Below are 26,895 nucleotides of genomic sequence, written 5' to 3' on the forward strand. Positions count from 1 at the left end.
CTTCTTAACGTTTCAGGTCGCATGAGTAATCCGGTGGTTCGGGCTTTTTTTGTCGGCAAAGCTGTGGCGGACATTCTGCGGGAGCGTTGGGAGAGTACCCTCACCGATCTTGCTGGGGAAGTGGGTAAGGCTTGGGCTGAGCTGCAGGAGGGTTGGCAAACCTTTGCGGAGGATGTCATTGCCCGAGCTGAGGCGGAAGCTTCGGTAACGGCACGTGAGATCACTCCTCCCCCCTTTAAGACAGAAGATCTCCAGGCGACCTTAGACGATTTACGGGCGGAAGTGGCGCAGTTGCGCTCCGAGTTGCAGAAATATCGGAGTCAAAAGGCTTGAGTGCTAGCACGTCCATCTCCCAAACCCTCTTGGGAGCAGAACCTGTTAAACCCTATACGGCCTACCGTTGGGCGCGGGAAAACTATACTCGCCAGGGTCGTATGCTGGACATCTGGCGGTTTGTCCTCACTTGGCTGGCCTATCTGTGGCTGGATCAGCAGGCCTGGAGCTACGGCGGACAACCCACACCAGAACGGAAGGCCAAACGCCGGCGGGCCAGGGCCATTTGGATCCGCGAAACCCTGCTCAATTTGGGCCCTACCTTCATCAAAGTGGGGCAGTTTTTCTCCACCCGCGCTGATCTGTTCCCGTCTGAATATGTGGAGGAGCTGGCCAAGCTCCAGGATCGGGTTCCCTCTTTTGGCTACGAACAGGTGGCTGCCATCGTGCAGCAGGAGCTGGGCAAACCGATTGCCAAGATCTACAGTTACTTCGATCCCACTCCCTTGGCCGCCGCCAGTTTGGGACAAGTCCACCGTGCCAAGCTGAAAACTGGGGAAGAGGTGGTGGTTAAGGTGCAGCGACCGGGGCTAACCCGTCTGTTCACCATCGATTTGGAGATCTGCCGGGGGATTGCTGAGTTTTTTCAATACCGCACCCGCTGGGGGGGAGCCGGACGAGATTGGATTGGCATTTACGAAGAGTGTCGGCGCACCCTATGGGAAGAGGTGGACTACCTCAACGAGGGGCGCAACGCCGATACCTTCCGCCGCAACTTTCGGGATATGCCGCAAATCGCGGTGCCTCGGGTCTATTGGCGTTACACCTCCCATCGTCTGCTGACCTTGGAATACCTGCCCGGCATCAAAATCAGCGATTACGAAGCCTTGAGCGCAGCGGGGTTGGATCGTAAGGTATTGGCCCGTTTGGGGGCGGCATCTTATCTGCGGCAGTTACTCAAGGATGGATTTTTCCACGCCGATCCGCATCCGGGCAACATCGCCGTCAAGCCGGATGGCACCCTAATTTTCTACGACTTCGGCATGATGGGCCGCATTCGCCCCGGCATCAAAGAAAAGCTAATGGGCACTCTGGCGGGTGTGGTTTCCAAAAATGCCGAATTGGTGGTGGCATCCCTGGTGGAGTTGGGGGTGCTGGTGCCCACTGCCGATATGACTCCGGTACGCCGCTCGGTGCAGTACATGCTGGACAATTTCATGGATCAGCCCTTCTCCAGCAACCCGGAAGCCATCTCGGTAACAGCAATTAGTGAAGATCTCTACGAATTGGTCTATGATCAACCCTTTCGGTTTCCTGCCACCTTCACTTTCGTGATGCGGGCACTGACCACCTTGGAGGGATTGGGGAAGGGGTTGGATCCTGAGTTTAACTTTATGGAAGTGGCCAAGCCCTTTGTGGAGGAGTTGATGAGCTTGAACGGAGCCGAAACCGAAACCCTGCTGGCCCAAGTCAGTCGTCAGGCCGCCGAGTTCACCAGCAGCAGCCTTAGCTTGCCCCGCCGCATCGAATCCACGTTGAGCAAGTTGGAACAGGGGGATCTCCGCCTACGGGTGCGCTCTAGTGAGGCGGAGCGCCTGATGCGGAAGTTGAACACCACCAGCATGGGAATCCTCTACGCTGTCTTATTTGCAACGTTTTTTCTGAGTGGAACTCAGCTATTTTTGGCTGGACATGCTACTTTAACGGTTATCACCTTGGTTTTGGCCGCCCTCGCCGCTCTTGCTTTAGCCAGGGTACTCTTAAGATTAAAAAATCGGTCAGAGCGATTGATGTGATGCGACGACATGCCAGTGCTACGGATCCAGGCAAGATCCGCAATAGCAACCAGGATGCCTATTATTGTGATCCCGAAGGCCGTTTCTTTATCGTCGCCGATGGCATGGGAGGACATGCCGCTGGGGCTACAGCCAGCTTGTTGGCGGTGGAAGCGATTCGCGAGCGGTTGGAGCGAGGCTGGAAAACGGTACCTGCCCCCAAGTTGCTGAGTGAAGCGGTGGAAGCAGCCAACGACGCTATTCTCAAGGATCAGCGAGAAAACCCGGAACGAGCAGACATGGGTACCACTGTGGTAGCAGTATTAGTGGATCCCAATGACAACTGCTGGAGCGCCCACATTGGGGATTCGCGCCTCTATCGCCTGCGGGGATCCGAAATGCAGCAAATGACCGAGGATCACACCCTAGTGGCCCGCTCCATTCGACAGGGGGAGCTGACCCACGAGCAGGCACGCGCCCATCCTTGGCGACATATTCTCGAGCGCTGCTTGGGCCGACCCGACTCAGGGGCTCCCTCGGTGCAACCGATTACGGTTCGTCCAGGGGATCGTCTGTTGCTCTGTAGCGATGGCCTGACAGAAGAGCTAGAGGATGAATTGATCGCCGAATATTGTCTCAAGGTGACGGATCTAGAGGAGCTCCCCAATCGGCTGATCGAAGCCGCCAAAGAGCGGGGTGGACGGGACAACATTACGGTGGTGATCGCCGAATACGCCTAGGGTCTCAGTTCACAGGCGATACTGTCGATACACTTCACTGGCGGCCCGGTGCAGGAGTGAATGGCGATAAGCCAGGCTGCTTAGGTCCTTGCTATATCCTCCCCCAATCACACAGGCTACAGGATAGCCCTGTTTCAGGCAGGTCTCCAACACTTGCATTTCCCGCCGAAATAGCCCCTGATCACTGAGGGCCAGTTTACCCAGCACATCTTCTCGATGGGGATCCACACCGGCATCGTACAGCACCAGATCCGGTCGCACTTGGGTAAGTAAATCCGGCAGATGGGCCGCCAGGGTTTGCAGATAGGCTTCATCCTCCATGCCGACAGGGAGGGGCACATCCAAATCGCTGACCTGCTTGGTGCCGGGGAAATTGGCCTCACAGTGCATAGAAAAGGTGAATACCCGCGCCTCTGACTGAAAAATCCAGGCGGTGCCATCTCCCTGATGCACATCCAAGTCCACAATGAGCAGCTGCCGAACCAGCCCTTGCTGTAGCAAGACCCGAGCGGCAATGGCCAGATCGTTGAAGATGCAAAACCCGGAGCCATAACTGGGAAACGCATGGTGAGTACCGCCGGCGGTGTTGCAAGCGAGTCCGTAGCGCAAAGCCAGCTGGGCAGTCAGCACTGTACCCCCGACTGCTCGACAGGTGCGCCGTACCAACTCTGGACTCCAAGGTAAGCCAATGCGCCGTTGGACTTTGGGTTCCAAGGATCCCTCACAGTAGGCGCTGACGTACTCAGAGGTGTGGACAGCTTCGAGCCAGGCAGTGGGAGGAAGCTCCGGTTGATGCAGTTGTTCAGGGCGAATCACCCGCTCCCGCAGCAGTTGCTCTTGTAAAAGCCGAAACTTTTGCATCGGGAACCGATGGCCCTCCGGCAGGGCTGTTGTGTAGTCGGGATGATAAACAACAGGCAAAGACATCAACGGTAGCCGGATTGACGGGTATGAGCATGGCCTATTGCAGCTCCAGTGCTTATGTTAGAGGTAGTCTAGTCTGGCTGGATCCGCTCGGGATCCTTTCTTTTGTTCTCCGTACCGCCGCGATCCCTATGTTTACCTCGCCGGATCCCTTTCTGGATCGCCTCTTGGCTCAGCGTTATCGGCTGACCAACCTGCTGGGTCAGGGGGGGATGGGAAGGGTGTATTTGGCGCAAGATTTACTGTTTGGCGGGGTTGAAGTGGCCGTCAAGTTGCTCTCCCACCCGGTGATGGACGAACGCACTCGCCTGCGCTTTGAACGGGAGGCAAAATCCTGCGCCGCCTTGGGTCAAAAAAGCCTCCATATCGTTAAGGTCAACGACTACGGCATTACTCCCGATGAGGTGCCCTTTTATGTGATGGAATACCTGAACGGGCAAACCCTGAAGGAGATTTTGGCAGCGGGTGCCTTGCCTTTAGAGCGCTTCTTTCGGCTGGCTCGGCAAATCGGCTTGGGATTGAAGGCCGCCCACGAAGGGATCCCCATGGAGGGACAATTGGTACAGGTGGTGCATCGTGACTTGAAGCCGGCCAATGTGATTGTGGTGGCCAACGACAGCCTCGGGGAACTGGCCAAGCTGGTGGATTTCGGCATTGCCAAGCTGCTGAACAGCAGTGGATCCCTAAGTGTTACCCATGCCTATTTGGGTACATTGGCCTACTCGTCACCGGAGCAACTGGAGGGATCCCCATTGGATGCCCGTTCCGATATTTATAGTTTTGGGATCATGCTCTACCAGATGGTGTCTGGGGAAATGCCCCTCAAACCCACCACCGATTCTTTCCCCGGCTGGTACCAAGCCCACCACAAGCGCCGTCCCCTTCCTCTGGAAGATCTGGGGGTGAACCTGGACTTGCCCGCCGGTTTATCGGAGCTGATCCTCAGTTGTCTGGCTAAGGATCCGGCTGCTCGCCCGCAATCGGTCGCCAATGTGTTGGCGGAACTGGAGCGCATTCAAGCCAAAGCGGAAGGGCTGGGGGTTGGCATGACGGTTTGGAAGGCTGTGGGGGGTAAAACTTCCCAGATTCTCTTTCCAATCACTGGCCAGATTCAGCCTTCGATGCAACCTTTAGCCACAGTGGGTACCCTACGACTGAGCCCCTTAACCCATTCCGTTGCTGAGGGTAAGGGATCCCTGCTTTGGCTGCGGGTGATTCCGCTATTGGTGGGTGGGTTACTGGGTTTGGCCTTGATGAGCTGGGTCTTGAATTTTCTGAGTGGTCGATTCAGCCCTTCACAACCCTTGGCACCGATCTTCTCAGGAACTGACCCAACGGTGGAGGAATTGCCGAGCGAGTCTGACTCAACGGGCTCCTCACCCGACCCATCTGATACATCTGATACTGATATAAGTGACGTCCCCCTCATCCCTAATGGGTTGGATACTGAACGGGATCCCAGCCCGGAACTAGAGCCCTACAACAGCTCATCTGGCCCCCTCGGACAGGTCTTTCGCACCTTTCCCCTCGATACCCTGCGGGAGACGGTGCGGGCCAGCTTGGGATCCCCGAGTGAGCAGGGGCGGGGTTATTGGCCCAATACCGTATATGACTTGTATCGCTTTGGCAGCGTGGATTTGGGCTTGATCTACGACGAGTCCAGTCTGGTACTGCGACAAACGGAAGCCACCGTCGATGACAGCTTGCCCACTCCCCAGGTGGAAGGGTTGTTGGAGGATATGTTGCAGGCCCCCTTGCCCGCTGAATTGCAGCGAGAACTGCAAGCCGTCCGGGAACGTCGGTCGGAGCGGGTGCAGTTTCGCGTTGGCCCCTTAGCTGGCCTCATCGAACGGAATGCCCAAGGCCGCGTTTATATGGCCCTCTGGGATCCCGACCTGCACCGGAGTGCTCCACCGGCCACTCCCATCCCCGCCCCGCCAACGCCTAGGATCCAACAACCCCGCCCGCCCCAAAACCCCAACCCCGCCGGCAACATTCGCCCCGGACAAACTTTGAGAGAACAAATCAACCGTGCACGGGAATTGCGGGGAAATTAAGCCATGTCCGCCTCAGACGACAAAAAGCCCCTTTTGGGCACCGTCACCCGCTTCTTCAAAACCCTATCGATCTGGCGACCCTCCCCCGCTGGAGCGACGGCCCTGCTCAAACCCGCCGAACCGACAGCACCCAAACGTCCGGTGCGTCTGCGCATTACCTGTCCGGGAGAAGCGCCACAGGTGTTTGTCCTGAAGGGATCCGATATTTTGGGGCGCAGCCAAACGGTGTCCACCATTCGCATCCCGGCGGCAGCCGTCAGCCATTTACACGCCCGGATTCGTCCCCGACCGGGCTGGCGGATCCCTGGGTTGGGTTGGCGGATGCCATTGCCCCCGATTTTCTACTGGCTGGGTTGGAATGCAGGCCGCTATCTACTGGAGGATCAAGACTCCACCAATGGGATCTTCCATCTGAAGCGCTTTGGCAGAGCCGAGCGGGTGCGCCGAGTCATTTTGCAGCATCGTTGTCAACTTAGCTTTGGGCCACCCCAGGATCCCGAGAGCGTTTGGATTCAAGTCTTGGATCCGCCACCGCCACAGGTGTATTGGGTGCGCAGTGGTCTAGCCTTGGTGCTGACATTGGGTTTGGGGTTGCGGATCTGGATTGGTTATGAGTGGAGCAAGTTCTCGGTGGAGCCGCCCCTAGCGGCAGAACGCAGCCCACTGGTGGTGCTGGCGGGAGATCAACAAACTCAACTGCGCCGAACCCAGGCGGATCATTACCGCGATTTGGCTGATCTGGAAGCCTTTGGCCCGATCTTGCCCAAGGTGGTGGTCGCGGCAGAAGATCACCGTTTTTATTCCCACTTTGGGGTGGATCTGCTGGGGATTGGGCGGGCTTTTTGGGTGAATCTGCGCTCAGGAGAACTGCAACAGGGAGGTAGCTCCATCAGCCAACAACTGGCTCGTACCGTGTTGCGGGACTACACCGGATCCGGTAACACCTTTGGCCGCAAGCTACGGGAGGCGGTGGCTGCCCTGAAATTGGAACAGCGCTACACTAAAACGCAGATCCTCACCCTGTACCTGAACAATGTTTACCTGGGTAATGGCATCTACGGCTTTGAGACGGCGGCCCAGTTTTATTTCGGGATCCCCAGTTACCAACTGAGTCTTTCGGAAGCCGCAACCCTAGCCGCGATTTTGCCCGCTCCCAACGCTTTTAACCCGCTCACCAACTACGATGCCGCGGTGCGCGCTCGGGATCGGGTGCTGGATCGCCTCAGTGAGTTGCAAACCTTTCCCGAAGAAGAGATTCGTCGGGCACGTCGCAGTCGCCTTACCCTCAACCCGAATTTGCGCTCGCAAACCTCCACCGTCGCCCCCTATTTTTACAGCGCGGTCTTTGAGGAAATGCAGCAGCTGCTCGGCCAAGATCTCTCGGCGGAGGGTAATTTCATTGTTGAGACCACAGTCCATTTGCCCTATCAACGGCTGGCTGAGCAAGCCTTGGCCCAAACTGTACGGGAGTCGGGATCCACGTTGGGGTTTCGCCAGGGATCCCTGGTTAGCCTCGACAGCCGCAACGGGGAAGTGCTGGCCTTGGTGGGAGGAATCGACTACAGCACCAGCCAATTTAACCGGGCCACCCAAGCGCAACGACAACCCGGCTCCACCTTTAAGGTGTTTACCTATGCCGCTGCCTTCACCCAGGGCATCTCCCCCTATGAGGTGCTCTCCTGTGAGCCGCTCACCTGGGGCAACCTCACTTTCAACGGCTGCCGCTCCGGATCCGCGCCGATGGATCTGGCCCGTGGGCTGATCCTCTCAGAAAATGTGATTGCTCTGCGCTTGGCCCAACAGGTGGGGCTAGACCGGGTGGTGAGTATGGCTCGCCAACTGGGGATCCAATCCCCCTTGCAACCCTATCCCTCGATGGTGATCGGCACGATGGAAGTCAACCTGCTGGAGTTGACGGCGGCCTTTGCCCCTTTTGCCAACCAAGGGATTTGGTCAAAACCTCACACGATTCGGCGCATTTTGGATAGCAGCGATTGTGCTAGCCGCACCGATTTTCGCACCTGCCGTGAGATTTATCCGGGCCGAGAGGATCCCCGCGCCCAACGGCGGGTCCTGCCAGCATCCGTAGCTCAACAGATGACAGGGTTGTTGCAAGCTGTGATCACTTCTGGCACCGGCACCACAGCTCGCTTGGGCATTGGAGAAGCGGGCAAAACCGGTACCACTACCGCCAATAAAGATCTGCTGTTTGTTGGCTATACCCCCACCCCACCCCTGGTCACGGGGATCTGGCTGGGGAATGACGACGCTAGCCCAACGCGCGGGAGCAGCAGCATTGCCGCCCAAACCTGGGGAAACTATATGCGCCAGGTGATTCGATGAACGAAACCGCATCCCGGTTATACCCAACTGTTGAGCAAAAGAGAATCTTGCATCAATGGCGACGGCTGCACTGCCTGCTCTATAGACGGTCTATAGACGGTAGTTCATTGAGAAGAGGGTTTGGCCCGCCGTACCAACCAATAGCTGACCGAGAGGGCCAAGGTGGCTGCCCCCAACCCAATCAGATCCAGCCCCCCCAACTTTTCAAAATCAAAGATGATGATCTTCCTGGCCACCGCAATCAAAGAGGTGACGATCACCAATTCCACCTGGACCACCTGCTTCTGTAAGTAGGCGGTGATGTTCTCCAAAATTTCCAGTGCAATCAGAATGTTGAGAAAAAGGCCAAAGATCTCGATCAGGGTGGTGGAAAAAAATCCGGTCGGCTCCACCAGTAGATCCATTAGCAAAAACCGGGCCAAATCCACCACAGCCACTAGGATCAGCCCGATCATCAAAATCGAAAGCAACTTTGAAACCAGACTTTCCAGGCGGGTGATGCTCCGCAGGAAGGGATCCTCCTCCTCGGTTTCATGGGGATTGTGGAACAGCCACTTGAGCCAACGCATTGCCGCATCCCCACAGGGCTTCTAGCCCCTCTGCCAGGACGCCAACATTATCCATCGCAACGGTTTCAGCCGGAAGAGGGCAGGGATCCTTTGGGGCGATGGTTGCGGCAACGATCGGAGCAGTATTTCACCTCTGGCCAAGATTCTGCCCATTTTTTGCGCCAGGTGAAGGGCCTGCCGCAGGTGAGACAGATTTTGCTGGGCAAATCTGATTTCTTCCGTTGGCGTGCCATGGCACGATGCAAAACAAAGTCTGACTCTGTAGTCAGCTTAACAATCCTGACTTGGTGTTGACCGTTACCATCACGGGTAGATTTGGCCCGCACCCCACCTTAGCAAAAGCTAAATTCTGCAAAACCTGAGGGGTAAATCGGGTAGGCTCTTGAAATTGAGTGAGGTCTCTGCGGCTTGTTGCAGGGATCCCTTGAGAGGTTTGGGTCAACTGCTGCTTGGCCTACTCTTCAATGAAGACCTTTGGCCCGCTTGGCCCCTTAAATTCGTATGAAATCCCAACGGAATACAGATTTGGCTGTTCAGAATTCTCCCCCAGCGCCCAAACGGGTTGAGGTACGGTTAGCGGAGAGCAAGCCCATCAGCTCTCGCTCTTCATCCGCTTCTTCTGAAGATTCTGTGGGCATGTTCCTGCGGGAAATGGCTCGCTACCCTCTACTTAATTCTGAACAAGAGGTGAAACTGGGGCGGTTGATTGCCGAAGGTGGAGCTTCAGGGGAACGGGCCAAGCGGGAACTGGTGCGGGCTAACCTACGGTTGGTGGTTTCTATTGCCAAAAAGTATCTGAATCGCGGCGTGCCGTTCCTGGATCTGATTCAGGAGGGCACGATTGGCCTGATCCGAGCTGCAGAAAAATTTGAGTACGAGCGGGGCTACAAATTTTCCACCTATGCCTATTGGTGGATTCGCCAAGGGATCACCCGCGCTGTGGCCAATCAAGCACGTTTGGTGCGGATCCCGGTGCATATGGTGGAAAAGCTCAATCAGGTGAAGCGCGTCCGGCGGGAGCTCACCGAAGCCTTGCATCGTCGCCCTACCCAAGCGGAAATTGCCGAAGCTTTGGAGATCTCCCCCGATAAGCTGGATGCCATTCTGGAAGCCGGTCGCCAAACCCTTTCCCTCCATGCGCGAGTGGGCAAAGAGGAAGATACCGAGTTGATGCAGTTGATTGAGGCTCCCAATGGCCCTAGCGCCGAAATGCAAATGGACTTGCATCTTCTGTCTGCCCAATTGGAGGAATTGCTCGAACAGCTCAGCCCGCGGGAACAGGAGATTCTCAAGCTGCGCTACGGCTTGCAAGATGGCCACCTGCACACCCTTTCCGAAATTGGCCAGCTGTTTGGTCTGTCTCGGGAACGGGTTCGGCAAATTCAAGCTCGAGCCATGCGGAAATTGCGCCATCCCCGCCGTCAGGAAACCCTGGAAGATTGGATGATCTCCCTTTGATCCCAATTGTCTTGTCATCCCAATCCTCTTTTCTTCGCTTCATCACTTAAGCTTTCCAGCCCGTTACCTCCAGATCCAGTCCAGCTTTGCCAGCGGGATCCCTGGGGCTGGCGGTGCTCAGTTTGCCAGGATTGAGCAAGTTGTAGGGATCCATGCGCTGCTTAAAGGCTTGCTCCTCGGGCTCCACGGTTTTGAAGCCACTTGCTTCGATGAGGTAGGTATGGCTGTTGCGCACATGCACACCCTCCGCTTCCATCTCCCGGATCACTTGAATCATGTGTTCATTGCTGACGAAGTTAAACACCGGGGATCCCTGCGCCATCACCCCCCGGCCATCCATCCGTTTCATTTCCAGACAAAGGGGGCCTAGGGATTGAAACCGTCGCCAAACCCGCTCGATGGAACCAATTAAGTCATGGGGTGGGAAAAGCCCCAACGCATAGGACAAAGAAATGCCCGCTTTGATGGCATACAGACCCGTGTGCCCCCAGGTGTACTCATAGAGGGGGCCAAACTCTCCCAATCGGGAAGTAGGGGTATCCGATGGCGCGCACAAGCGGCCACTACTTGGATCACCTCCGCCTGGCTATGGGGAGTGACCACCACCTCCGCCGACTTACCCTGGAGATCCTGCTTAAGGATGGGGCTAAACCTGAGGGTCATATCGCGGCTTTTGGCCCGCACCTGGCTCAGATTCGTCGAGTAGGGGATCCCTGTCAGATCATCCAGCAGTGCAGCAATATCGTGCATAAATCCGGGATCCTCACGGAAAGACAGACTTATTCTTCCCTAAGGCGGATCGGCAAGCTGGTATTCGCCAATACCTATTGGATTACTGATAGGTATTGCAGGAGTGGCGCAGGTCGTAACCGGAAAGCAAGACCTCTTGGCGGCGATCCCCAAGGCCGATGTCACAGCGCAGCGGATCCCCGGTACTGATCACATAAATACGCGCTTCAGTCATCCAACGAATACCCGTCAGGTTAAGAACTGGGGGAACCACTTCGGGAGGGTGATAGTTGGGGGCTTGCCATGGATCTTGCAAATAGCGATCCGCATGAATGCCACCAAATTCAATATCAGCATAATCCGTTGGATAAACCGTAAAGTCCATGCGGTAAACCTCTGACCCACGACTAATCGCTGTCAAAGCGGTTTGGGCTTCGGCAACTTTGGAGCGGCGAATGTGGGTGAGCAGGCTGGGAATGGCTACGGCGCTGAGGATCCCAACGATGACGATGACGACAAGCAATTCGATCAACGTCATGCCCTGCAAGGTTGCAGCGGCTGGCCGGAAGAGCATTCTCTTTAGATAGGCTTCATGAATGGAAAGCTTCTTCATCGCAAAGACAACTCCAAATAGCACAGAGACTTTTGTGTTGACAGTCCAACCTTCCTCTAGGTTTAGAGTACCCTTCAAGACTCTGTAATTCTCTCCGTTAGATTGCCTAAAGATTGCGTAAATTCTCAATTTTGGCGGCAATTGTTGGGCCAGAATTTCATGAAATCAATCTCAAATTAAGCTGAGATGAAGCTGGGTTCAGGGTGAACCATTCTCCAAACTGGTCATTCCTTTGTGGACGGGATCCCTGAGGAGCCTCTCCATGGGGTGGATCCCGTAGCGATTGAAGTGGATATTGAAGCGGGAACAAGCGAGAAACTGAAGGCGACTATAGCTTGGCAGCAAAATCTGCTGAATGTGTTGGGGAACACACGGGTTTTGAGCGGTTCTCGTTTACCCTTTTTTGTGGATGTGGGTGTTATGCCTGCTGGGGCCGCTGAGTTGACCATTCCTCAACCCTCGTTCACCCCTCAATTTAGGAGTCACAACTGTGATCAAACAAGCTCTTTCCTATGGTCTTGGCCTAAGCCTCATTCTGGCTGGCACTCAAGCTTTTGCCCAATCGACCCCGGATAAGTTGGTGCTGGGCATGGTGCCCTCCCGTGAGGCCGAGCGCATTGTCGATAGCCTCGATCCATTTGCCGAGTTGCTCAGTGAAAAAATCGGGATCCCGGTGGAAACCTTTGTCTCCACGGACTATACCGGCCTGGTGGAGGCGATAGGCACCAACCGAGTGGATATTGGTCTGTTCGGCCCTGCGGCTTTGGTGGAAGCGGTGGATCGTCACAATGCTGAGGTGATCCTGGCTTCGGTACGGCGGGGATCCACCACCTATCGTTCTCAGTTCAACATACCCTGTGGCGGCGAGATCAACAGCTTCGAGGATTTGAAGGGAAAAACCATTGCCTTTGTGGATCCGGGGTCTGCCTCGGGCTATCAGTTCCCCTTTGTGTTTTTAAGGGATGAGCACAATATCGATGCCAATGTCGATATGCAGCCGATCTTTGCCGGCGCTCATGATGCTTCTGTGTTGGCGGTTTACAACGGCGATGTGGATGTGTCGGTGTCGTTTGAAGATGCGCGGACAACCATTGCCAACGATCACCCTGATGTGAATGAAAAGGTGTGTGTGTTGGGCTATACCTCTGATATTCCCAACGATGGCACAGTGGTGCGCTCCGGGTTGCCGGCTGGCCTATCTGAGCAAATTGCCACGGCGATGATCGAGATTGCTGAAACAGAAGAGGGCAAAAAGCTCACCGAAGCGTTGTTCAACGTGACGGGCTTTGCTCCCATCGACTCCTCCGCCTATGACATTGTGCGGGAAGTGTCCAGTACCTTCCGCCGCAACTGAGAGTACGCTCAAAGGGATCCTCGCCTTCCGTTGGGGATCCCGATTTTTCTCGACCCTCCCTGGCAACATGATCAGCTTTGACGGTGTAGAAGTTACCTACCCCAATGGGTACCAAGCCCTGAAGGGGATCAGCCTCGACATTCCCAAGGGGCAGTTTGTTGTCATTGTCGGCTTGTCGGGGGCAGGTAAGTCCACCCTGATTCGTACCATTAACAACTTGGTGGTGCCCTCCAAAGGGGAGGTACGGGTGGGAGGCCGCTCCATTACCCGCGCTAGAGGGGCAGAGCTGCGCAAAATGCGGGCCGGGATCGGCATGATCTTCCAAACCTATAACTTGGTGAAGCGCACCACTGTCCTGCGCAATGTGTTGTCGGGGCGGTTGGGCAGTGCCCATCCTATGGCCAGTTTGCTGGGTCTTTTCCCCAAATCCGACCTGCTCATGGCCCATGCCTGTTTGCAGCGGGTCGGGATCCCGGAAAAAGCCTATGTCCGTGCCGATGCCCTTTCTGGAGGGCAACAGCAACGGGTGGGGATTGCCCGCGCTCTGGCCCAGCAGCCGCAGGTGATGTTAGCGGATGAGCCGGTGGCCAGCTTGGATCCGCCGACCGCCAATGCTGTGATGGGGGACTTAAAACGGATTACCCGTGAAGATGGAATTACGACGTTGGTGAATTTACACTTCATCGACATGGCCCGTGATTATGCTGATCGGATCATTGGAATGCGGGCGGGGGAGGTGGTGTTCGATGGAACACCTGACGAAGCCACCGATCAGGTCTTCACCGAGATCTATGGCCGTTCCATCGACAAGGCAAAAGATCTATTGGGGCAGGCCATCAGATGACGGGATCCCCTCCAACCCTGCCACCTCCCCCGTTGCTACCTCGCTTGGTAGGGATCGGATCCTGGGCGATTTTCCTGGCTTTGTTTTTGGCCTCCGCCCATTTCACGAATTTCTCATTACAGACCCTTGCTCAAGGGATCCCGGATTTTTTCGCCTTTTTTGGCAAGATGTGGCCTTTGGATTGGCGAGCTCTGCCGGAAATTGGGCAACCTCTGCTAGAAACCTTGCAAATTGCCTATTTGGGGACTTTATTCGGCGGGATCCTGGCCATCCCTTTTATTTTTTTGGGATCCCGAAATACGACTGCTAATCCAGTGGTGATGTGGGGAGTAAGGGGCTTTTTAACCTTGGTGCGCAGTGTGCCGGATTTGCTCTATGCCGCCATTTGTGTCGGGATTCTCTCGTTTGGGCCATTGCCAGGGGTCGTGGCGATCGTTATTTTTACAGCTTCTGTTTTGGCCAAACTGGGTAGCGAAACGGTAGAAGCAATCGATCCTGGCCCTTTGGAGGCTTTACAGGCAGTGGGTGCTGGGCGCATTCAGCAAATTGTCTATGGTGTAGTGCCTCAAATTGCTGCCACCATGGCCTCCTATGTGTTGTATATCTTCGAGATTAATGTGCGCGCCTCCACCGTTTTGGGGTTTGTGGGTGCAGGTGGAATCGGCCAACTGTTGCGCACCTACCTCAGCTTTTTCGATTATCGCAGCACAGCAGTGTTGATTTTGATTGTGTTTGGGGTGGTGTTGTTGATCGATGCAGTTTCCAGCTACGCCCGTTCTAAACTGATCTAGATTTGATCTAGATTGACTGATCTAGATTGTCTAGATTGTCGACATTATCTAGCCCAACTGAGCGGCAATGATTCCCAATAAATGAGTTTGTTCAATTGGTTTCGTTAGGTAAGCATCAGAACCCAGGCGCAGTCCCTGTTCGATGTCTGCACAATGGGTTTTGGACGAGAGAAACACAAAAGGAATATGGGCAGTAGCCCGATCCCGCTTCAGGGCATCCAGTACCCCATAGCCATTCAGTTTGGGCATTACCACATCACACAACACCAGATCAGGCAGTAGAGAGCGCACCAAGTTCAGCCCTTCTTCCCCATCGGTAGCAGCTAGGGTGTCATATCCGGCCCGTCGCAGCAGCTTTTGCAGATAGGTGCGAATGGGGGGTTCGTCTTCGATAATCAAGATTCGTTTAGACATGAGTAAAAGGTAGGCTTTCGTTTAGACATGAGTAAAAGGTAGGCTTCTCCTCGAGAGAAGGCAAAACAGAACTCCAGACCAAGCTATTAACCTGTTTTCCCAGCCTTGTGCAGCACAGATATACAAGCCGATAGAGAAAGTATAGGGAAATTTTTGGGATGGAAGCCTCCGCCAAATCGCTCACTTGCGGGATCCCACGACCTAACTAACCTCCAGTGGGAACAAGTCTCTCAGTAATCCTACGAGTAAAAGGAGTTACTCAGATTTGAGCTGACGTTCCATCAGTCGGGCCAAAGCGGCTACGGGAGTGGTTTGTCCCTGCAACAACAACTGCACTTCGTGAGTAATGGGCACCGGGATCCCATGTTGAGCGGCAATCTTCAGCAAAACGGGCGCGGTGTGGATCCCTTCAGCGGTACCTTCAATTTCCGCCAACACTTGTCCTAACGGTTTCCCTTGCCCCAATCCATAACCCACCCGGTAGTTGCGGCTGAGGGGGCTATGACAGGTGGCCAGCAAATCCCCCAGTCCCGACAGGCCATTCAAGGTTTCGGGCCGTGCCCCCAACCGGGATCCCACCCGGATCATTTCTGCCAACCCGCGCGTTACCAGAGCAGAACGGGCATTGGTGCCCAGCTGCAACCCATCACACACGCCAACAGCAATAGCGATCACATTTTTTAGGGTGCCCCCCAATTCCACCCCAATCGGATCGCTGCTGGTGTAGAGACGAAAGCGGTCTGAAGAGAGGGCCCGTTGCACCTGGGTGGCGGCCCAGGGATCCCGGCTGGCGACAACAGCCGCAGCAGGCAACCCCTGGCGGATCTCCACCGAGAGATTCGGCCCCGACAGCACCACCACCGCCTGATTGGGAAAATTCGCAGCCCAAATTTGGGTGGGGGTCAGGAGTTCCACTGGATCCAATCCCTTGGTGGCCGAGACCAAAATGGCTTGGGGAGGGATCCCGATTTTTTGTACCGCTCCTGCTAACGGGCGTACCCCCGCCATCGACACCGCCGAAACGATCACCTCTGCCCCCTGCAAAACTCCAGCCAGGTCAGGAGCAGTTCGGCGATCCCAGACACGAACTCGATGTCCTTGGGCCTGGGCCAGCATAGCTAGCGTACTCCCCCAAGCCCCCGCCCCTAAAATGGCGATGGTTTGAGTCGATGTTGCCAGTCGTTCCGTAGCGCTATCCTTCACCGCATACCTCCAGAGGCCATTCGCGCCGGTGCCCTCTTCCTGCAGCGACCCACAAGCCCAGCAAAACAACCGCAAAGGTTAGTATGGACGGATACTCAATCACCTGTTCAGACTCAGAGCAAACGACATGGCGGAAGCAGGGATCCCGCGCCTCCCTTCTGACGTGACGGCCAAAATGGGGAGTTGGCAGCACGGTTATGCCTTTACCAATGGCATTCAACTGCACTATGTCACCCAAGGGGAAGGGGAGTTGGTGATTTTGCTGCATGGGTTCCCCGAATTTTGGTATTCCTGGCGGCATCAAATCCCGGTCCTGGCGCAGCGCTTCCGGGTTGTGGTACCCGACATGCGCGGCTACAACGATTCTGACAAGCCCGACCACGGCTACGATCTGGATACCCTCACCCAGGATATGCGCGGCCTGCTCACCTACTTTGGGGCGAAAACCGCATCGGTAGTCGCCCACGATTGGGGAGGCGCGATTGCTTGGCACTGGGCGCAGTTTTTCCCGGAGCAAATTCGCAAGTTGGCGGTTCTCAACTCTCCCCATCCCGCCTGTTTTCGGCGTGAGTTTCTCAGCAACCTAGATCAAGTACGGCGCAGTTGGTACATGTTCTTTTTTCAATTGCCCTGGTTGCCAGAGTGGCTACTGCAACGGGATCTAGCCGACTGGGTACGCCGCATCTTTCAGGAGACATCCGTGCGCAAAAGTGCCTTTACCCGTCACGATTTGCAACTCTATCAAGAGGCTTTGGCCAAACCCAAGGTGCTCACCTCCGCCCTCAACTACTACCGCCAGCTCTTTAATCTACCGACGTTGCAAAACCTATTTTTGGAACCGATGCGGCAGATCCTCGCCCCCACCCTGCTGATTTGGGGAGAAGAAGACTTTGCCCTCAGCCGTGAACTGACCGAAGGCATGGACTCGTTTTTCCCCAACGGCATTCGCAAGGAATACATCCCCGAATGTGGCCATTGGGCCCAGCAGGAGGCCCCACAAACCGTGAATCGGCTGCTGATGGAGTTTCTTTGATTTCTAATCTCTTAAGTCAAAGAGTAAGTCAAAGAGAGCTGATCTCATCTCAATTTGTCTCCATCTGCTCTCAAAGACTCTGAATCTCTCTGATGAGATAGGCGTGGGGGCTCTTTCCGACTAAAATGATCCACTGAATCCTGCATCGAGAGAATCCCCATGGCCCTGGAATATCCATCCCACCTGCGCTACGTGGATAGCCATGAGTATATCCGCGTCGAGGATGATATTGCCGTGATTGGCATCACCGCTTATGCCGTCGATCAGTTGGGGGATATTGTCTTTGTGGGTCTGCCAGAAGAGGGATCCGAGCTGGAGAAGGGGGAAAGTTTCGGCTCGGTGGAATCGGTGAAAGCGGTGGAGGATCTCTACGCACCTCTCTCGGGAGAAGTGGTGGCGGTGAACAAGACTGTGGTCGATAGCCCTGAGAGTATTGCTGACGATCCCTACGGGGATGGGTGGCTACTCAAGGTGCGCATTGCCAACCCTGAAGAGCTCGATGAGATGATCAGTGCTGAGGCCTATGCCAGCTTGGTGGAAGGCTCCTGAACCCCATTTCTCCAGTATTTCTAACAGGATTCCTCCAGTCCTGTTCCTGGAAGGCTCCCTTTGTCCGCTTCAACTCACTACTCAGAGCAAAACCACACGGTTGCGCCCACCAGATTTGGCTTGGTAGAGGGCCATATCGGCTGCAGCCAGCAAGTTTTGGCGGCTGATTTCTCCTCTGAGCCTGAACATCGAGGCAATGCCGATGCTACAGGTAAAGGACACAAGCTCGGAGCCTATCTCTCCTATCTCTAAGGACAAGGACTCGATGGCCTGACGAAACCGTTCCGCTAACCGCAAGACCTGGGATTCTTGGATCCCTCGCACCATGAGAGCAAATTCATCCCCACCCAAACGAGCCAACAGATCTTCTTTGCGTACTTGGGCTTGCAACCGGTGTGCTGCTTGCATCAGGGCTTGATCCCCAGCCAAATGGCCCCATTGATCGTTGACCTGCTTGAACCCGTCCAGGTCGAAGTAGAGCACGTAGAGGGAGGTCTGATGGCGCTGGGCAAAGCGAATCTCCAACTCCAGTTGCTCCATAAAAAAGCGCCGATTGTACAAGCCCGTTAGGGGATCGTAAATGGCGGCGCTGGCCATTTGCAGAAAAAATGCCTCTTCCACCGAGTCGTAGTAGGCAAATTTGAGGGTACTGGCCCCAATTTGAATGCGATCCCCCTCCAGAAGAGGAATGCGCGTAATGCGCTCGCCATTGACGTAGGTGCCGTTTAAGCTCCCTAGGTCAGTGAGAATGTAGCGCTCACTCTCCACATCCAGCCGACAGTGCTGCCGGGAAATGCCGTAATCCGCCAGCTGAATATCTGCATTGCTACCCCGCCCCACAACCATACCCCCCCGAAGGGGCAGGGTCAGGCCTGCATTGGCCCCACTGAGCACCGTCAAAAATGCCTCCACAGATCTGCCACGGGATCCACGCGCATAGGACTCTTCCGGAACTTGGGTGGTTGGCTCTTCTTGAGAATAGGAGATGGGATCCAGGGGCATAACGGACAGAGTCATGGGTTGCAATCACAGAGTCATGGGTTGCAATCAGGGGTGAGAAGGACGCAGGGAGTATCTTCTAGGTAGTATTCTCTACAATTTAAATTATTTTACTCACCTGTTCGCTCAGTAAAACCGCTGAATCACGCTCCGCGTTTTGTCGATATCCATCCGGCCTTCTCTGTTGTTGGGAAGGCAAAGTTGGGGTTTGGCAACTCATGGGGATGGGGGAAGGGATCCCTAGCCCAACCCTAGCCGTTGGCGGAAATAGGGAATGGTCAGCTGCAACCCCTCATGCAGCGGAACGCGGGGTTCCCAAGCCAAGAGGGTACGGGCCTTGCGAATGTCCGGCTGCCGCTGTTTGGGATCATCTTCTGGTAAAGGGTGATGGGCGATCACCGAAGCACTGCCTGTGAGGGCTAAGACCTGTTGGGCCAACTCCAGGATCGTGAACTCGTTCGGATTGCCCAAATTGATCGGGCCGGTATGGGATCCCTTCATCAGCTGCACCAAGCCTTCCACCAAGTCGGAGACATAGCAAAAACTGCGGGTCTGGGATCCATCTCCATAGACGGTCAAGGGATCCCCCCGCAAAGCCTGGACGATGAAGTTGCTGACCACCCGGCCATCATCCTCTCGCATCGCTGGGCCATAGGTGTTGAAAATGCGGGCCACCCGGATTTCAATGGAATGTTGTCGCTGCCAATCAAAAGCCAGAGTTTCTGCCAAGCGCTTGGATTCGTCGTAGCAAGCCCTTGGGCCAATCGGGTTGACATGTCCCCAGTAGTCCTCCGGTTGGGGGTGGACCAAGGGATCCCCGTACACTTCTGAAGTGGAGGCCAGCAGGAATCTAGCTCCCGTTTTCTGGGCCAGTTGCAAGAGGTTGTAGGTGCCCCAAACGCTGGTGCGAATGGTACGGATTGGATCGGCTTGGTAGTGGGGTGGGGAGGCGGGGCAGGCCAAGTGGTAGATCTGCTGGATGCCGGAGTGTTCCAAGGCTGCCGGCAGAGGATCGACAACATCCTGCAGGATGAGTTGAAAAGCAGGGTTGTCCAGATGGATTTGAATATTGAGCCGACGACCGGTGTACCCATTGTCCAGGCAGATGACCTGATGCCCTTCTTGCAGCAGTCGTGTCACCAAGTGGGAGCCAATAAACCCCATGCCGCCAGTGACCAGAATTTTCAAAGCACTCACCACCCTATCCCCAATACGGTCATGCCCGCCTGCCGCAAGGCCTGTCGATCCAAGCAGTTACGAGCATCGATCAACAAGGGCCGCCGCATCAGGCCCGCCAGATGACTGTAATCCAACGATTGAAACTCCTGCCACTCGGTCACCAAAACCAGGGCATCACAATCCTGAGCCAGCCGCAGCACATCGGTTTCCACCACCACATGGGCCAGCCCTTCGCGGATCCCGGAGCCTGACACGATCGGATCATACGCTTTTACTTTCGCCCCCAGCTTGTGCAGATGTTCGATCAAGCTCAAAGATGGAGCATCCCGCATGTCGTCGGTATTGGGTTTGAAGGTGAGGCCCAGTAAGCCAATGGTTTTCCCCTTCAGAACTTTCAGGGCCTGTTGCAGTTTTTCCACCAACCGTTGCCGTTGCTGTTGGTTTACCTCGACGGTGGCCCGCAACAAACGGGCTTCGTACCCATAATCGGCTGCCGTTTGGATCAGAGCCGCCACATCCTTAGGGAAGCAACTGCCCCCCCAGCCCAACCCTGCATTCAAAAAAGCTCGGCCAATCCGCTTGTCTAGGCCGATCCCATCCGCCACCTGCGTCACATCCGCTCCGGTGCGCTCACAAATGTTGGCGATCTCGTTGATAAAACTGATTTTGGTGGCCAAGAAGGCGTTGGCAGCATACTTAATCATCTCGGCAGAGGCCAGATCCGTCACCACCCAAGGCACGGGATCCCCACTGAGACCCTTTTGCCGGCTCAAAATCGGCTCGTAGAGTTCCCGCATGATCTGAATGGCCCGCGGACTCTCGGATCCGACCACGATGCGGTCGGGGTTGAAGGTGTCGTGGATGGCGCTGCCCTCCCGCAAAAATTCCGGGTTGCTCACCACATCAAACTGCGGCATCCAACAGGATTCGCTGCTCGCGCTAGCGGGACGGAGTCCTTGGGTAACCACTCCCCCTAGCTCCCCATCGGGATCCCTTTCTGACAGAACTTCTACCTTGCCCTCTTCTGGGCTACTCAATCGTTGCTTGGCGGTCTCTGCCGCCCCATCCAGGATGATCATGCGCACCCAGTCGCCCGACCCAATCGGTACGGTGGACTTGTTGACGATGACCCGATACTGCTCGTCTAACTGTTGGCCAATCTCCCGTGCCACCGCCTCCACATAGCGCAGGTCGGGATCCCCGCTGGGTAGGGCGGGTGTACCGACGGCAATAAACACCACCTGGCTGTTTTGGATCCCGGTGCGTAAATCGGTGGTGAACTGCAACAGGCCACTGGCAGAGCCCTCCCGCACCAAGTCCTCCAGCCCAGGCTCATAAATGGGCAACCGACCCCGTTGTAGCCCTTCAATTTTGGCCGGGTTGTTGTCCACACAGATGACGTGATGACCGAGATGGGCCAAACAAGCCCCTGTCACCAACCCGACGTAGCCGGTGCCAATGACCGCAACGCGCATAAGCAAGCCCTTCTCCAGTTGCTTGGTGTATCCAATGAACCAGAACTCCCCGCATCCTGCTCCCAAGATACCCCGCCTGCCGGGATCCCCAAGCCCTGAGATCAAGGGAAATCGGTTTTTGCTAGTCGCCAATGGCAGAATAAGGGGTGGTCTTCTTCCTAGGTTTGTGAGTCTGTTGGCTTCCAGTGGGGTCTCAGGGCATCGTCAGCGCCAGGTGCAAAAGGTGCTGTATATCACCCTGGGACTGAACATTCTGGTGTTTCTCGTCAAGTTTGTTTTGGGCTTGATGACGGGATCCCTGAGTTTGATTGCCGATGCCTTACATACCTCCACCGACACTGCCAGCAACATCCTTGGCCTGTTGGCGATGCGTTTTTCTTCACCGGAACCGGATGCCGAACATCCCTACGGACACACCAAGTTTGAATCCATCGGTGCTTTGGGGATCGCTGCTTTTTTGGGCATGGCCAGTTTTGAGATTTTGCGCACGGCGATTGGACGGTTTTTTGAACCAGCTCCCCGTCTGGAAATCGATGAACTGACATTGATGTTGATGGTGGGGGTGCTGGGCATCAACATTTTCGTCACCGTTTACGAGCACCAACGGGGCAAGGCTCTCTCCAGCCGCTTGTTGTTGGCAGATGCCCGCCATACCCTCAGTGATGTTTGGGTGACGCTGACGGTGTTACTGGGGTTGGTGGGGGTGCGCTGGGGTATCACCTGGTTGGATCAAGCCCTAGCCTTTCCCGTCGGCTTGCTGGTGTTTTGGAGTGGATGGGAGGTGTTGCGGGAAAATGTTCCCTATTTAACCGACAGTGTGGCCATTCCCCCCAAAGCCTTGCGGGATCTGGTCATGAATTTGCCGGGGGTGCTGGATTGCCACGAAATTACCTCGCGTGGGATCCCTGGGCAGATGATTTTCATTGAAATGCACATGGTGGTGGAACCGCAGGATATCGAGTCGGCCCACCGGATTACCGAAGAAGTGGAGCAACTGTTGCGGGAGCGCTATGGAGCCGTGCGGGCCACCATTCACTTAGAGCCCTACTCCTACATTGAGGGATCCGATCGCGTGAGCGGGACAGAGTCCTTTTCTTGAAAGCATGTTCAGACGGATTGCGGGGGTTATTGTTCTTCTGCTCCTGTGTATCGGCTTGGGTTGCGGACTTTTGTTCGCGTCAGCGGTGCGGGGCACTTTCGCCTGGCTCTCGGCGGAACAACCCACCTTTCCCCTCATGGACGGATTGGGATCCCTGCACCACCCGATTGAAACAGAGGATCCCGTTGCCCAACGCTATTTTGACCAGGGGTTGATCTGGTTGTACGGGTTCAACCGGGAAGCGGCTGTGGCTTCCTTTCAAGCCGCTATCGAACGGGATCCCGGCTGTGCTCTATGCTACTGGGGAATGGCATATGCCCTGGGGCCAAACTTGGCGGATCCGAAAGGGACAGACCCCAAGATTTTGCACCGACTGGCTATCGGGCGCGCGCTTGCCCAAACCCCTGAGGAACGAGCGTATCTCTGGGCACTGTCTCAACGCCACCCCTCCTCTGAGCCCGAAGAGGACCAACAATCGGCCCTCACCTATGCCGGGGCGATGCGCAGCCTGACCACCCTTTTCCCAGAAGATCTGGATGCGGCCACCCTCTACGCCGAAGCCCTAATGCTGCTCTCTCCAGGGCACTATTGGATCCCTTCTGGCCAGCCAGGGCCTTATACGCAAGAGATCCTTGCCACTCTGGAAGGGGTACTCACTCAGGATCCCGACCATCCGGGGGCCAATCACCTCTACATCCACGCTCTAGAGGGATCCCCAACCCCCGAGAAAGCCCTAGCCAGTGCGCAACGCTTGGAAACGCTGGTCCCCGCTGCTGGTCACCTGCTGCACATGCCTGCCCATATCTACATGCCTCTGGGGCGCTTTGCTGATGCCTATCGAACTGGGGTCAAGGCAATCCGAGCGGATCGGGAGGTGTTGCAGGGATCCAGTATCTGGCGGAGCGAATATGCCCGCACCTACTACCCTCACCACCTTAGGGCTGTCCAAGCTGCCGCTCAAAACCAGCCATTAGACACCCAGAACAGGATCCCTTATTTCAAGAGATAAGACCGAAACAGGTGAGAATAAACTGAAACCAAATGGAAACTGACTCTCTCTTCTACCGCTTCTTCCAGCTCTATCCGGGGTTGCTCTTTGAAATTCTGGGCTTGCCAACCCAGTTAGCTGAAAACTATCGCTTCAGCTCCATCGAGGTCAAACAACTCGCCTTCCGTATCGATGGCCTCTTCCTCCCTCAGCAGCAAGGGGATCCCCTCTTTTTTGTGGAAATCCAGTTTCAGCGGGATGAGAGATTGTATGCGCGGCTGTTTGCAGAAATCTTTCTCTACTTGTCCCGACACAAAATCTGTGGCGATTGGCGGGCTGTGGTCATTTACCCCCATGTAGGCGCAGAAGGCGGAGGGTTTGAGCACTACCGAGAACTCCTGGATAGCGGCAGAGTGGCCCGAGTTTATCTGGATCAACTGCAGGGGGAAGGTTTCGGGGTAGCTACCCTACGATTTGTAGTTGCACCAGGGGCAGTAGCTAGGAGACAAGTGGGATCCCTGCTAAAAAAGAGTCAGGAGCAATTCACAGACCCAGAGCTGCGAGAGCAACTGGTTGATTTTTTAGAGACGTTGGTGGTGTACAAGTTTCCAGGTATGAGTCGGGAGGAGATCGGGGAGATGTTTGGTACACAAGATTTGAGACAGACCCGGTTTTACCAAGAGGTCATTCAAGAAGGGATCCAGCAAGGGCTTGCTCAGGGGATTCGGCAAGGGGAAGCAGAAATGACTTTGAGACAACTGCGGCGAAAGGTGGGAGAAATACCTGAGGAGCTGCAAAGTCAAATTCGGACTTTACCGTTAGAACAACTGGAAACCTTGAGTGAAGTTCTTCTAGACTTTACATCCCTGGCTGATTTGAGGAATTGGCTATCACTGGGCTAAAGGTTGATCTATTCGGGATCCCGCCACTAGCATCACCGTTCCTAGCATTGTCAAACCAGGGATCCCGTGTGAGATAGGATCAGTAAGCGCCAAAATCCTGAGGAGTTCAGGTTGGGTGCGCCAGTGTTCTTCACACCTCCAGCAGTATGGTTAAATCCTCGGGTTCATTGCTCAATCGGCTTGCCTTTTTGCGGGGGCTGATTCTCATCCTGGCGGTGGTGGTGGCTTTTGTCTACCTGGGCTTTAGCCGAGAAGTACGCCTGGGTCTTGATCTCAAGGGGGGAACCCAACTCACCCTGCAAGCCCTGCCCACCGAGGAAGTGACTGAGATTACCTCCGAGGTGATGCAGGGAGTAGAGGCTGTGATTCAGCAGCGCATCAATGGGTTGGGGGTAGCCGAGCCGTTGGTACAAATCAGTGGTCAAGATCGCCTGTTTGTGCAGTTGCCAGGGGTGGCGGATCCGGATCGCGCCATTGCCCTACTGGGGGATACCGCCCAATTGGAGTTTCGCAAAGGCTTGGTGCCCGCGAATACCTTGCCCCGTAATGAATTGGGGGAGGTAACCGCCGGTGAGGATCCCGATGCCCTGTTTGAACACGTGGGCCTAACCGGGGATTTGCTACGCAATGCTTACCCCCAAGCTCCCAGACGGGGATCCCAAAATTGGGAGGTGCTGCTGGAATTTAAGCCGGAGGGGGCAGAAAAATTTACTCAGCTGACCCGTGATTTGGCGGGGACAGGTCGTCCGATTGGCATTTTCTTGGATGATGTGCTGATCAGTGCGCCAGTGGTGGGAGCGGAGTTTGCCCGTACTGGCATTACTGGCGGAACAGCCGTGATTACAGGAAATTTTTCGGTGGAAACCGCCAACGATCTGGCGGTCAAACTGAAAGCAGGAGCCTTGCCGGCCCGCATCCAGGTGATTGAAAACCGCACCGTCGGGGCCACCCTTGGGGAGGTGAGTGTGCGGCAAAGCCTCTATGCCGGCATCGGGGGTATTGTGCTGGTATTTATCTTTATGGTGGCTTACTATCGGTTGCCGGGGTTAATTGCCGATGTGGCGCTGTTGATTTATGCCCTCTGCACCTTTGCGTTGTTCCAGTTGCTCGGGGTAACCATGACCCTGCCGGGGATCGCGGGCTTTATTCTCAGTATTGGGATGGCGGTGGATGCCAACGTGTTGATTTTTGAGCGCATCAAGGAAGAATTACGGGAAGGAAAATCCCTCTATAAGTCCATTTCGGAAGGGTTTAACCGCGCCTTTAGCAGCATTTTGGATAGCAACATCACCACCCTCTTGGTCTGTGGCGTGCTCTTCTGGCTGGGGATTGGCTTGGTGAAAGGGTTTGCGGTGACCCTTGGCATTGGTATCTTGGTTAGTTTCTTTACGGCCCTGACCTGTACCCGTACCTTGCTTTTGGCAGCAATGGGGATCCCGAGTTTGCGCAAACCTCAGTTTTATGGTGTTCGGATGGAGGTGTCCCAATCATGACCACTCAGGAGATATCCCCGACAGATCCAACGCTGCAAGTCCCCCATCAACTGAATTATCGCTTCGATATTGTCAAGCGCAGCAAGCTGTGGTTCACTCTCTCGTTGGCGGTGTTGGTGGTGGGTCTGACCAGCATGGCCTTTTGTTTGGCCTCTTTCGGTACACCGCTGCGCTTGGGGTTGGATTTTTCCGGGGGCACGTTGCTAGACCTAAGCTTTGAGCAACCCGTCACCACAGAGGAGCTGCGTCAAGCCCTCCAAGAGCACAACCTGGGCAGTAGTGTCATTCAACTGGATACCAGTACCAGCCAAGAAGCCTTGATCCGGATGCCACCCCTTTCCGAGGAGGAACGGTTGGCGGTGGAAGCCACTTTGCGGGAGGAGGTTGGCCCGTTTGAGCGTAATTTGGTTGAGACTGTGGGCCCGACGGTAGGAAGGCTGCTGCTCCGTTCGGGCATTCTGGCAGTGGTGATCTCCTTCGGGTTAATTGTGGTCTATCTGACGCTGCGCTTCCAGTTGGACTACGCCGTTTTTGCCATCGTAGCCCTTTTGCACGACGTGGTACTGACCATAGGGCTGTTTGCCCTCTTGGGTCTGACGGTGGGCATGGAGGTGGATAGCCTGTTTGTGGTGGCACTGCTGACGATTATTGGCTTTTCCGTCAATGACACGGTGGTGATCTACGACCGTATTCGGGAGAATCTGCGCCTGGTTAGCCGCAAAGTTAGCTTTGCAGAGGTGGTGAACTTGTCCTTGAACCAAACCTTTGCCCGCTCCTTCAATACCACCCTAACGACGATGTTGCCCCTGATTGCCATTGCCATTTTGGGTGGGGCGACCTTGAAGGGATTTGCGATTGCACTGCTGGTGGGTTTTGCTTTGGGGGTTTATTCCAGCATTTTTATCGCTAGCCCCTTGCTGGTGTGGTGGCGGCAGCAGCGTTCGGCTCGCATTGTTGATGATGGGGATCCGGAGAATGGAGATCCGGTTGAGGTGACAGCCCAAGGGAGTTGAGGGTCTCAATGAGGGTCTCAACTAGGGTGGCGCTCAGGGATCCCTATCGATAAAGCTATGATGGCGAAGGCCCCATCA

At 55.4% G+C, this 26,895-nt stretch carries 27 protein-coding genes; 16 read left to right on the plus strand and 11 right to left on the minus strand.

Going from position 1 to position 26,895, the window contains the following annotated elements; all coding sequences use genetic code 11:
• Positions 1 to 21: 21 nt before the first annotated feature.
• From JX360_RS02950 to JX360_RS02960, 3 genes are read left to right on the plus strand one after another with little or no spacing between them, the layout of a single operon-like run.
• Positions 22 to 333, plus strand: coding sequence for a DUF6825 family protein (locus JX360_RS02950; RefSeq protein ID WP_425244341.1), 312 nt, complete (start codon positions 22 to 24; stop codon positions 331 to 333).
• Positions 330 to 2,069: an ABC1 kinase family protein gene (locus tag JX360_RS02955; RefSeq protein WP_279611198.1), complete on the plus strand. Its 1,740-nt coding sequence runs from the start codon at positions 330 to 332 to the stop codon at positions 2,067 to 2,069. The genes JX360_RS02950 and JX360_RS02955 overlap by 4 nt, the downstream gene beginning before the upstream one ends.
• Positions 2,069 to 2,788 carry a Stp1/IreP family PP2C-type Ser/Thr phosphatase gene (locus JX360_RS02960; protein WP_244349085.1) on the plus strand — a complete coding sequence of 240 codons (720 nt, stop codon included), beginning with the start codon at positions 2,069 to 2,071 and terminating at the stop codon, positions 2,786 to 2,788. The genes JX360_RS02955 and JX360_RS02960 overlap by 1 nt, the downstream gene beginning before the upstream one ends.
• A 9-nt stretch (positions 2,789 to 2,797) precedes the next feature.
• On the opposite strand, the gene JX360_RS02965 is transcribed toward JX360_RS02960, so the two are convergent.
• A complete protein-coding gene (locus tag JX360_RS02965; protein ID WP_244349086.1) occupies positions 2,798 to 3,715 on the minus strand; it encodes a histone deacetylase family protein in 918 nt (305 codons plus the stop codon).
• Between the two features lie 23 nt (positions 3,716 to 3,738).
• Here JX360_RS02965 and JX360_RS02970 point away from each other — a divergent pair, with 23 nt between their 5' ends.
• Positions 3,739 to 5,769: a serine/threonine-protein kinase gene (locus tag JX360_RS02970; protein WP_244349087.1), complete on the plus strand. Its 2,031-nt coding sequence runs from the start codon at positions 3,739 to 3,741 to the stop codon at positions 5,767 to 5,769.
• Positions 5,770 to 5,772: 3 nt separating this feature from the next.
• Complete coding sequence (locus JX360_RS02975) at positions 5,773 to 8,112, plus strand: transglycosylase domain-containing protein (protein ID WP_244349088.1); 2,340 nt, start codon at positions 5,773 to 5,775, stop codon at positions 8,110 to 8,112.
• Positions 8,113 to 8,216: 104 nt separating this feature from the next.
• Here the strand turns inward: JX360_RS02975 and JX360_RS02980 are convergent, their stop codons facing one another.
• Both JX360_RS02980 and JX360_RS02985 read right to left on the minus strand, forming a co-directional pair.
• A complete protein-coding gene (locus JX360_RS02980; protein ID WP_244349089.1) occupies positions 8,217 to 8,681 on the minus strand; it encodes a phosphate-starvation-inducible PsiE family protein in 465 nt (154 codons plus the stop codon).
• 65 nt (positions 8,682 to 8,746) lie between these two features.
• Complete coding sequence (locus JX360_RS02985; protein WP_244349090.1) at positions 8,747 to 8,914, minus strand: DUF2256 domain-containing protein; 168 nt, start codon at positions 8,912 to 8,914, stop codon at positions 8,747 to 8,749.
• Positions 8,915 to 9,182: 268 nt separating this feature from the next.
• Between JX360_RS02985 and JX360_RS02990 the strand changes: the two genes are divergently transcribed.
• Entirely contained in the window at positions 9,183 to 10,139 is a 957-nt protein-coding gene (locus tag JX360_RS02990) for a sigma-70 family RNA polymerase sigma factor (RefSeq protein WP_482147546.1), read from the plus strand.
• A 46-nt stretch (positions 10,140 to 10,185) separates the two neighbouring features.
• Here JX360_RS02990 and JX360_RS02995 read toward each other — a convergent pair whose 3' ends face one another.
• From JX360_RS02995 to JX360_RS03005, 3 genes are all read right to left on the minus strand, one after another.
• On the minus strand, positions 10,186 to 10,587 hold the full coding sequence (locus JX360_RS02995) for a hypothetical protein (protein ID WP_244349092.1): 402 nt from the start codon (positions 10,585 to 10,587) through the stop codon (positions 10,186 to 10,188).
• Entirely contained in the window at positions 10,548 to 10,889 is a 342-nt protein-coding gene (locus JX360_RS03000; RefSeq protein ID WP_244349093.1) for a hypothetical protein, read from the minus strand. Before JX360_RS03000 ends, JX360_RS02995 begins: the two co-directional genes overlap by 40 nt.
• Positions 10,890 to 10,971: 82 nt before the next feature.
• On the minus strand, positions 10,972 to 11,481 hold the full coding sequence (locus tag JX360_RS03005; RefSeq protein WP_244349094.1) for a type IV pilin protein: 510 nt from the start codon (positions 11,479 to 11,481) through the stop codon (positions 10,972 to 10,974).
• Between the two features lie 490 nt (positions 11,482 to 11,971).
• On the opposite strand from JX360_RS03005, the gene JX360_RS03010 reads away from it, so the two are divergent.
• From JX360_RS03010 to phnE, 3 genes are all read left to right on the plus strand, one after another.
• Positions 11,972 to 12,835, plus strand: coding sequence for a phosphate/phosphite/phosphonate ABC transporter substrate-binding protein (locus JX360_RS03010; protein ID WP_244349095.1), 864 nt, complete (start codon positions 11,972 to 11,974; stop codon positions 12,833 to 12,835).
• Positions 12,836 to 12,902: 67 nt separating this feature from the next.
• On the plus strand, positions 12,903 to 13,679 hold the full coding sequence (gene phnC / locus JX360_RS03015) for a phosphonate ABC transporter ATP-binding protein (RefSeq protein WP_244349096.1): 777 nt from the start codon (positions 12,903 to 12,905) through the stop codon (positions 13,677 to 13,679).
• Positions 13,676 to 14,470, plus strand: coding sequence for a phosphonate ABC transporter, permease protein PhnE (gene phnE / locus JX360_RS03020; RefSeq protein WP_244349097.1), 795 nt, complete (start codon positions 13,676 to 13,678; stop codon positions 14,468 to 14,470). The genes phnC and phnE overlap by 4 nt, the downstream gene beginning before the upstream one ends.
• Before the next feature lie 48 nt (positions 14,471 to 14,518).
• Here phnE and JX360_RS03025 read toward each other — a convergent pair whose 3' ends face one another.
• Positions 14,519 to 14,884: a response regulator gene (locus tag JX360_RS03025; RefSeq protein WP_244349098.1), complete on the minus strand. Its 366-nt coding sequence runs from the start codon at positions 14,882 to 14,884 to the stop codon at positions 14,519 to 14,521.
• 255 nt (positions 14,885 to 15,139) lie between these two features.
• Entirely contained in the window at positions 15,140 to 16,087 is a 948-nt protein-coding gene (locus JX360_RS03030; RefSeq protein ID WP_341830523.1) for an NAD(P)H-dependent glycerol-3-phosphate dehydrogenase, read from the minus strand.
• 127 nt (positions 16,088 to 16,214) lie between these two features.
• Here JX360_RS03030 and JX360_RS03035 point away from each other — a divergent pair, with 127 nt between their 5' ends.
• Both JX360_RS03035 and gcvH read left to right on the plus strand, forming a co-directional pair.
• Positions 16,215 to 17,120: an alpha/beta fold hydrolase gene (locus tag JX360_RS03035; RefSeq protein ID WP_244349099.1), complete on the plus strand. Its 906-nt coding sequence runs from the start codon at positions 16,215 to 16,217 to the stop codon at positions 17,118 to 17,120.
• Positions 17,121 to 17,279: 159 nt separating this feature from the next.
• Complete coding sequence (gene gcvH, locus JX360_RS03040) at positions 17,280 to 17,669, plus strand: glycine cleavage system protein GcvH (protein ID WP_244349100.1); 390 nt, start codon at positions 17,280 to 17,282, stop codon at positions 17,667 to 17,669.
• A gap of 81 nt (positions 17,670 to 17,750) precedes the next feature.
• Here gcvH and JX360_RS03045 read toward each other — a convergent pair whose 3' ends face one another.
• The 3 genes from JX360_RS03045 to JX360_RS03055 all read right to left on the minus strand — a co-directional run bounded on the left by JX360_RS03045 (position 17,751) and on the right by JX360_RS03055 (position 21,322).
• On the minus strand, positions 17,751 to 18,686 hold the full coding sequence (locus tag JX360_RS03045) for a diguanylate cyclase (RefSeq protein WP_244349101.1): 936 nt from the start codon (positions 18,684 to 18,686) through the stop codon (positions 17,751 to 17,753).
• Positions 18,687 to 18,908: 222 nt separating this feature from the next.
• Positions 18,909 to 19,856 carry a UDP-glucuronic acid decarboxylase family protein gene (locus tag JX360_RS03050; protein ID WP_244349149.1) on the minus strand — a complete coding sequence of 316 codons (948 nt, stop codon included), beginning with the start codon at positions 19,854 to 19,856 and terminating at the stop codon, positions 18,909 to 18,911.
• A gap of 5 nt (positions 19,857 to 19,861) precedes the next feature.
• Entirely contained in the window at positions 19,862 to 21,322 is a 1,461-nt protein-coding gene (locus JX360_RS03055; protein WP_244349102.1) for a UDP-glucose dehydrogenase family protein, read from the minus strand.
• Positions 21,323 to 21,488: 166 nt separating this feature from the next.
• On the opposite strand from JX360_RS03055, the gene JX360_RS03060 reads away from it, so the two are divergent.
• The 5 genes from JX360_RS03060 (at position 21,489) to secF (ending at position 26,817) form a co-directional block, all read left to right on the plus strand.
• A complete protein-coding gene (locus tag JX360_RS03060) occupies positions 21,489 to 22,421 on the plus strand; it encodes a cation diffusion facilitator family transporter (protein WP_244349103.1) in 933 nt (310 codons plus the stop codon).
• A 4-nt stretch (positions 22,422 to 22,425) separates the two neighbouring features.
• Positions 22,426 to 23,430: a tetratricopeptide repeat protein gene (locus JX360_RS03065; protein WP_244349104.1), complete on the plus strand. Its 1,005-nt coding sequence runs from the start codon at positions 22,426 to 22,428 to the stop codon at positions 23,428 to 23,430.
• A gap of 32 nt (positions 23,431 to 23,462) precedes the next feature.
• Positions 23,463 to 24,311 (plus strand): Rpn family recombination-promoting nuclease/putative transposase, encoded by an 849-nt coding sequence (locus JX360_RS03070; protein WP_244349105.1) that lies wholly within the window; start codon positions 23,463 to 23,465, stop codon positions 24,309 to 24,311.
• A 146-nt stretch (positions 24,312 to 24,457) separates the two neighbouring features.
• Entirely contained in the window at positions 24,458 to 25,804 is a 1,347-nt protein-coding gene (gene secD, locus JX360_RS03075) for a protein translocase subunit SecD (protein ID WP_244349106.1), read from the plus strand.
• A complete protein-coding gene (gene secF / locus JX360_RS03080) occupies positions 25,801 to 26,817 on the plus strand; it encodes a protein translocase subunit SecF (protein WP_244349107.1) in 1,017 nt (338 codons plus the stop codon). Before secD ends, secF begins: the two co-directional genes overlap by 4 nt.
• The last annotated feature ends 78 nt before the right edge of the window (positions 26,818 to 26,895 follow it).

The sequence above is a fragment of the Thermostichus vulcanus str. 'Rupite' genome (genome assembly GCF_022848905.1).
In the GTDB taxonomy this organism is placed as follows: Bacteria; Cyanobacteriota; Cyanobacteriia; order Thermostichales; family Thermostichaceae; genus Thermostichus; species Thermostichus vulcanus_A.

Bases quoted from the DNA above. Each gene is read 5' to 3' on its own strand.
- JX360_RS02965 (WP_244349086.1), bottom strand. From the start codon at position 3,715: ATGTCTTTGCCTGTTGTTTATCATCCCGACTACACAACAGCCCTGCCG.
- secF (WP_244349107.1), top strand. From the start codon at position 25,801: ATGACCACTCAGGAGATATCCCCGACAGATCCAACGCTGCAAGTCCCC.
- JX360_RS03005 (WP_244349094.1), bottom strand. From the start codon at position 11,481: ATGAAGAAGCTTTCCATTCATGAAGCCTATCTAAAGAGAATGCTCTTC.
- secD (WP_244349106.1), top strand. From the start codon at position 24,458: ATGGTTAAATCCTCGGGTTCATTGCTCAATCGGCTTGCCTTTTTGCGG.
- JX360_RS03025 (WP_244349098.1), bottom strand. From the start codon at position 14,884: ATGTCTAAACGAATCTTGATTATCGAAGACGAACCCCCCATTCGCACC.
- JX360_RS02990 (WP_482147546.1), top strand. From the start codon at position 9,183: ATGAAATCCCAACGGAATACAGATTTGGCTGTTCAGAATTCTCCCCCA.
- JX360_RS03055 (WP_244349102.1), bottom strand. From the start codon at position 21,322: ATGCGCGTTGCGGTCATTGGCACCGGCTACGTCGGGTTGGTGACAGGG.
- JX360_RS02950 (WP_425244341.1), top strand. From the start codon at position 22: ATGAGTAATCCGGTGGTTCGGGCTTTTTTTGTCGGCAAAGCTGTGGCG.
- JX360_RS03065 (WP_244349104.1), top strand. From the start codon at position 22,426: ATGTTCAGACGGATTGCGGGGGTTATTGTTCTTCTGCTCCTGTGTATC.
- JX360_RS03035 (WP_244349099.1), top strand. From the start codon at position 16,215: ATGGCGGAAGCAGGGATCCCGCGCCTCCCTTCTGACGTGACGGCCAAA.
- phnC (WP_244349096.1), top strand. From the start codon at position 12,903: ATGATCAGCTTTGACGGTGTAGAAGTTACCTACCCCAATGGGTACCAA.
- JX360_RS02985 (WP_244349090.1), bottom strand. From the start codon at position 8,914: ATGGCACGCCAACGGAAGAAATCAGATTTGCCCAGCAAAATCTGTCTC.
- JX360_RS03070 (WP_244349105.1), top strand. From the start codon at position 23,463: ATGGAAACTGACTCTCTCTTCTACCGCTTCTTCCAGCTCTATCCGGGG.
- JX360_RS03000 (WP_244349093.1), bottom strand. From the start codon at position 10,889: ATGCACGATATTGCTGCACTGCTGGATGATCTGACAGGGATCCCCTAC.
- JX360_RS02970 (WP_244349087.1), top strand. From the start codon at position 3,739: ATGAGCATGGCCTATTGCAGCTCCAGTGCTTATGTTAGAGGTAGTCTA.
- JX360_RS02980 (WP_244349089.1), bottom strand. From the start codon at position 8,681: ATGCGTTGGCTCAAGTGGCTGTTCCACAATCCCCATGAAACCGAGGAG.
- phnE (WP_244349097.1), top strand. From the start codon at position 13,676: ATGACGGGATCCCCTCCAACCCTGCCACCTCCCCCGTTGCTACCTCGC.
- JX360_RS03045 (WP_244349101.1), bottom strand. From the start codon at position 18,686: ATGACTCTGTCCGTTATGCCCCTGGATCCCATCTCCTATTCTCAAGAA.
- JX360_RS02975 (WP_244349088.1), top strand. From the start codon at position 5,773: ATGTCCGCCTCAGACGACAAAAAGCCCCTTTTGGGCACCGTCACCCGC.
- JX360_RS02960 (WP_244349085.1), top strand. From the start codon at position 2,069: ATGCGACGACATGCCAGTGCTACGGATCCAGGCAAGATCCGCAATAGC.
- gcvH (WP_244349100.1), top strand. From the start codon at position 17,280: ATGGCCCTGGAATATCCATCCCACCTGCGCTACGTGGATAGCCATGAG.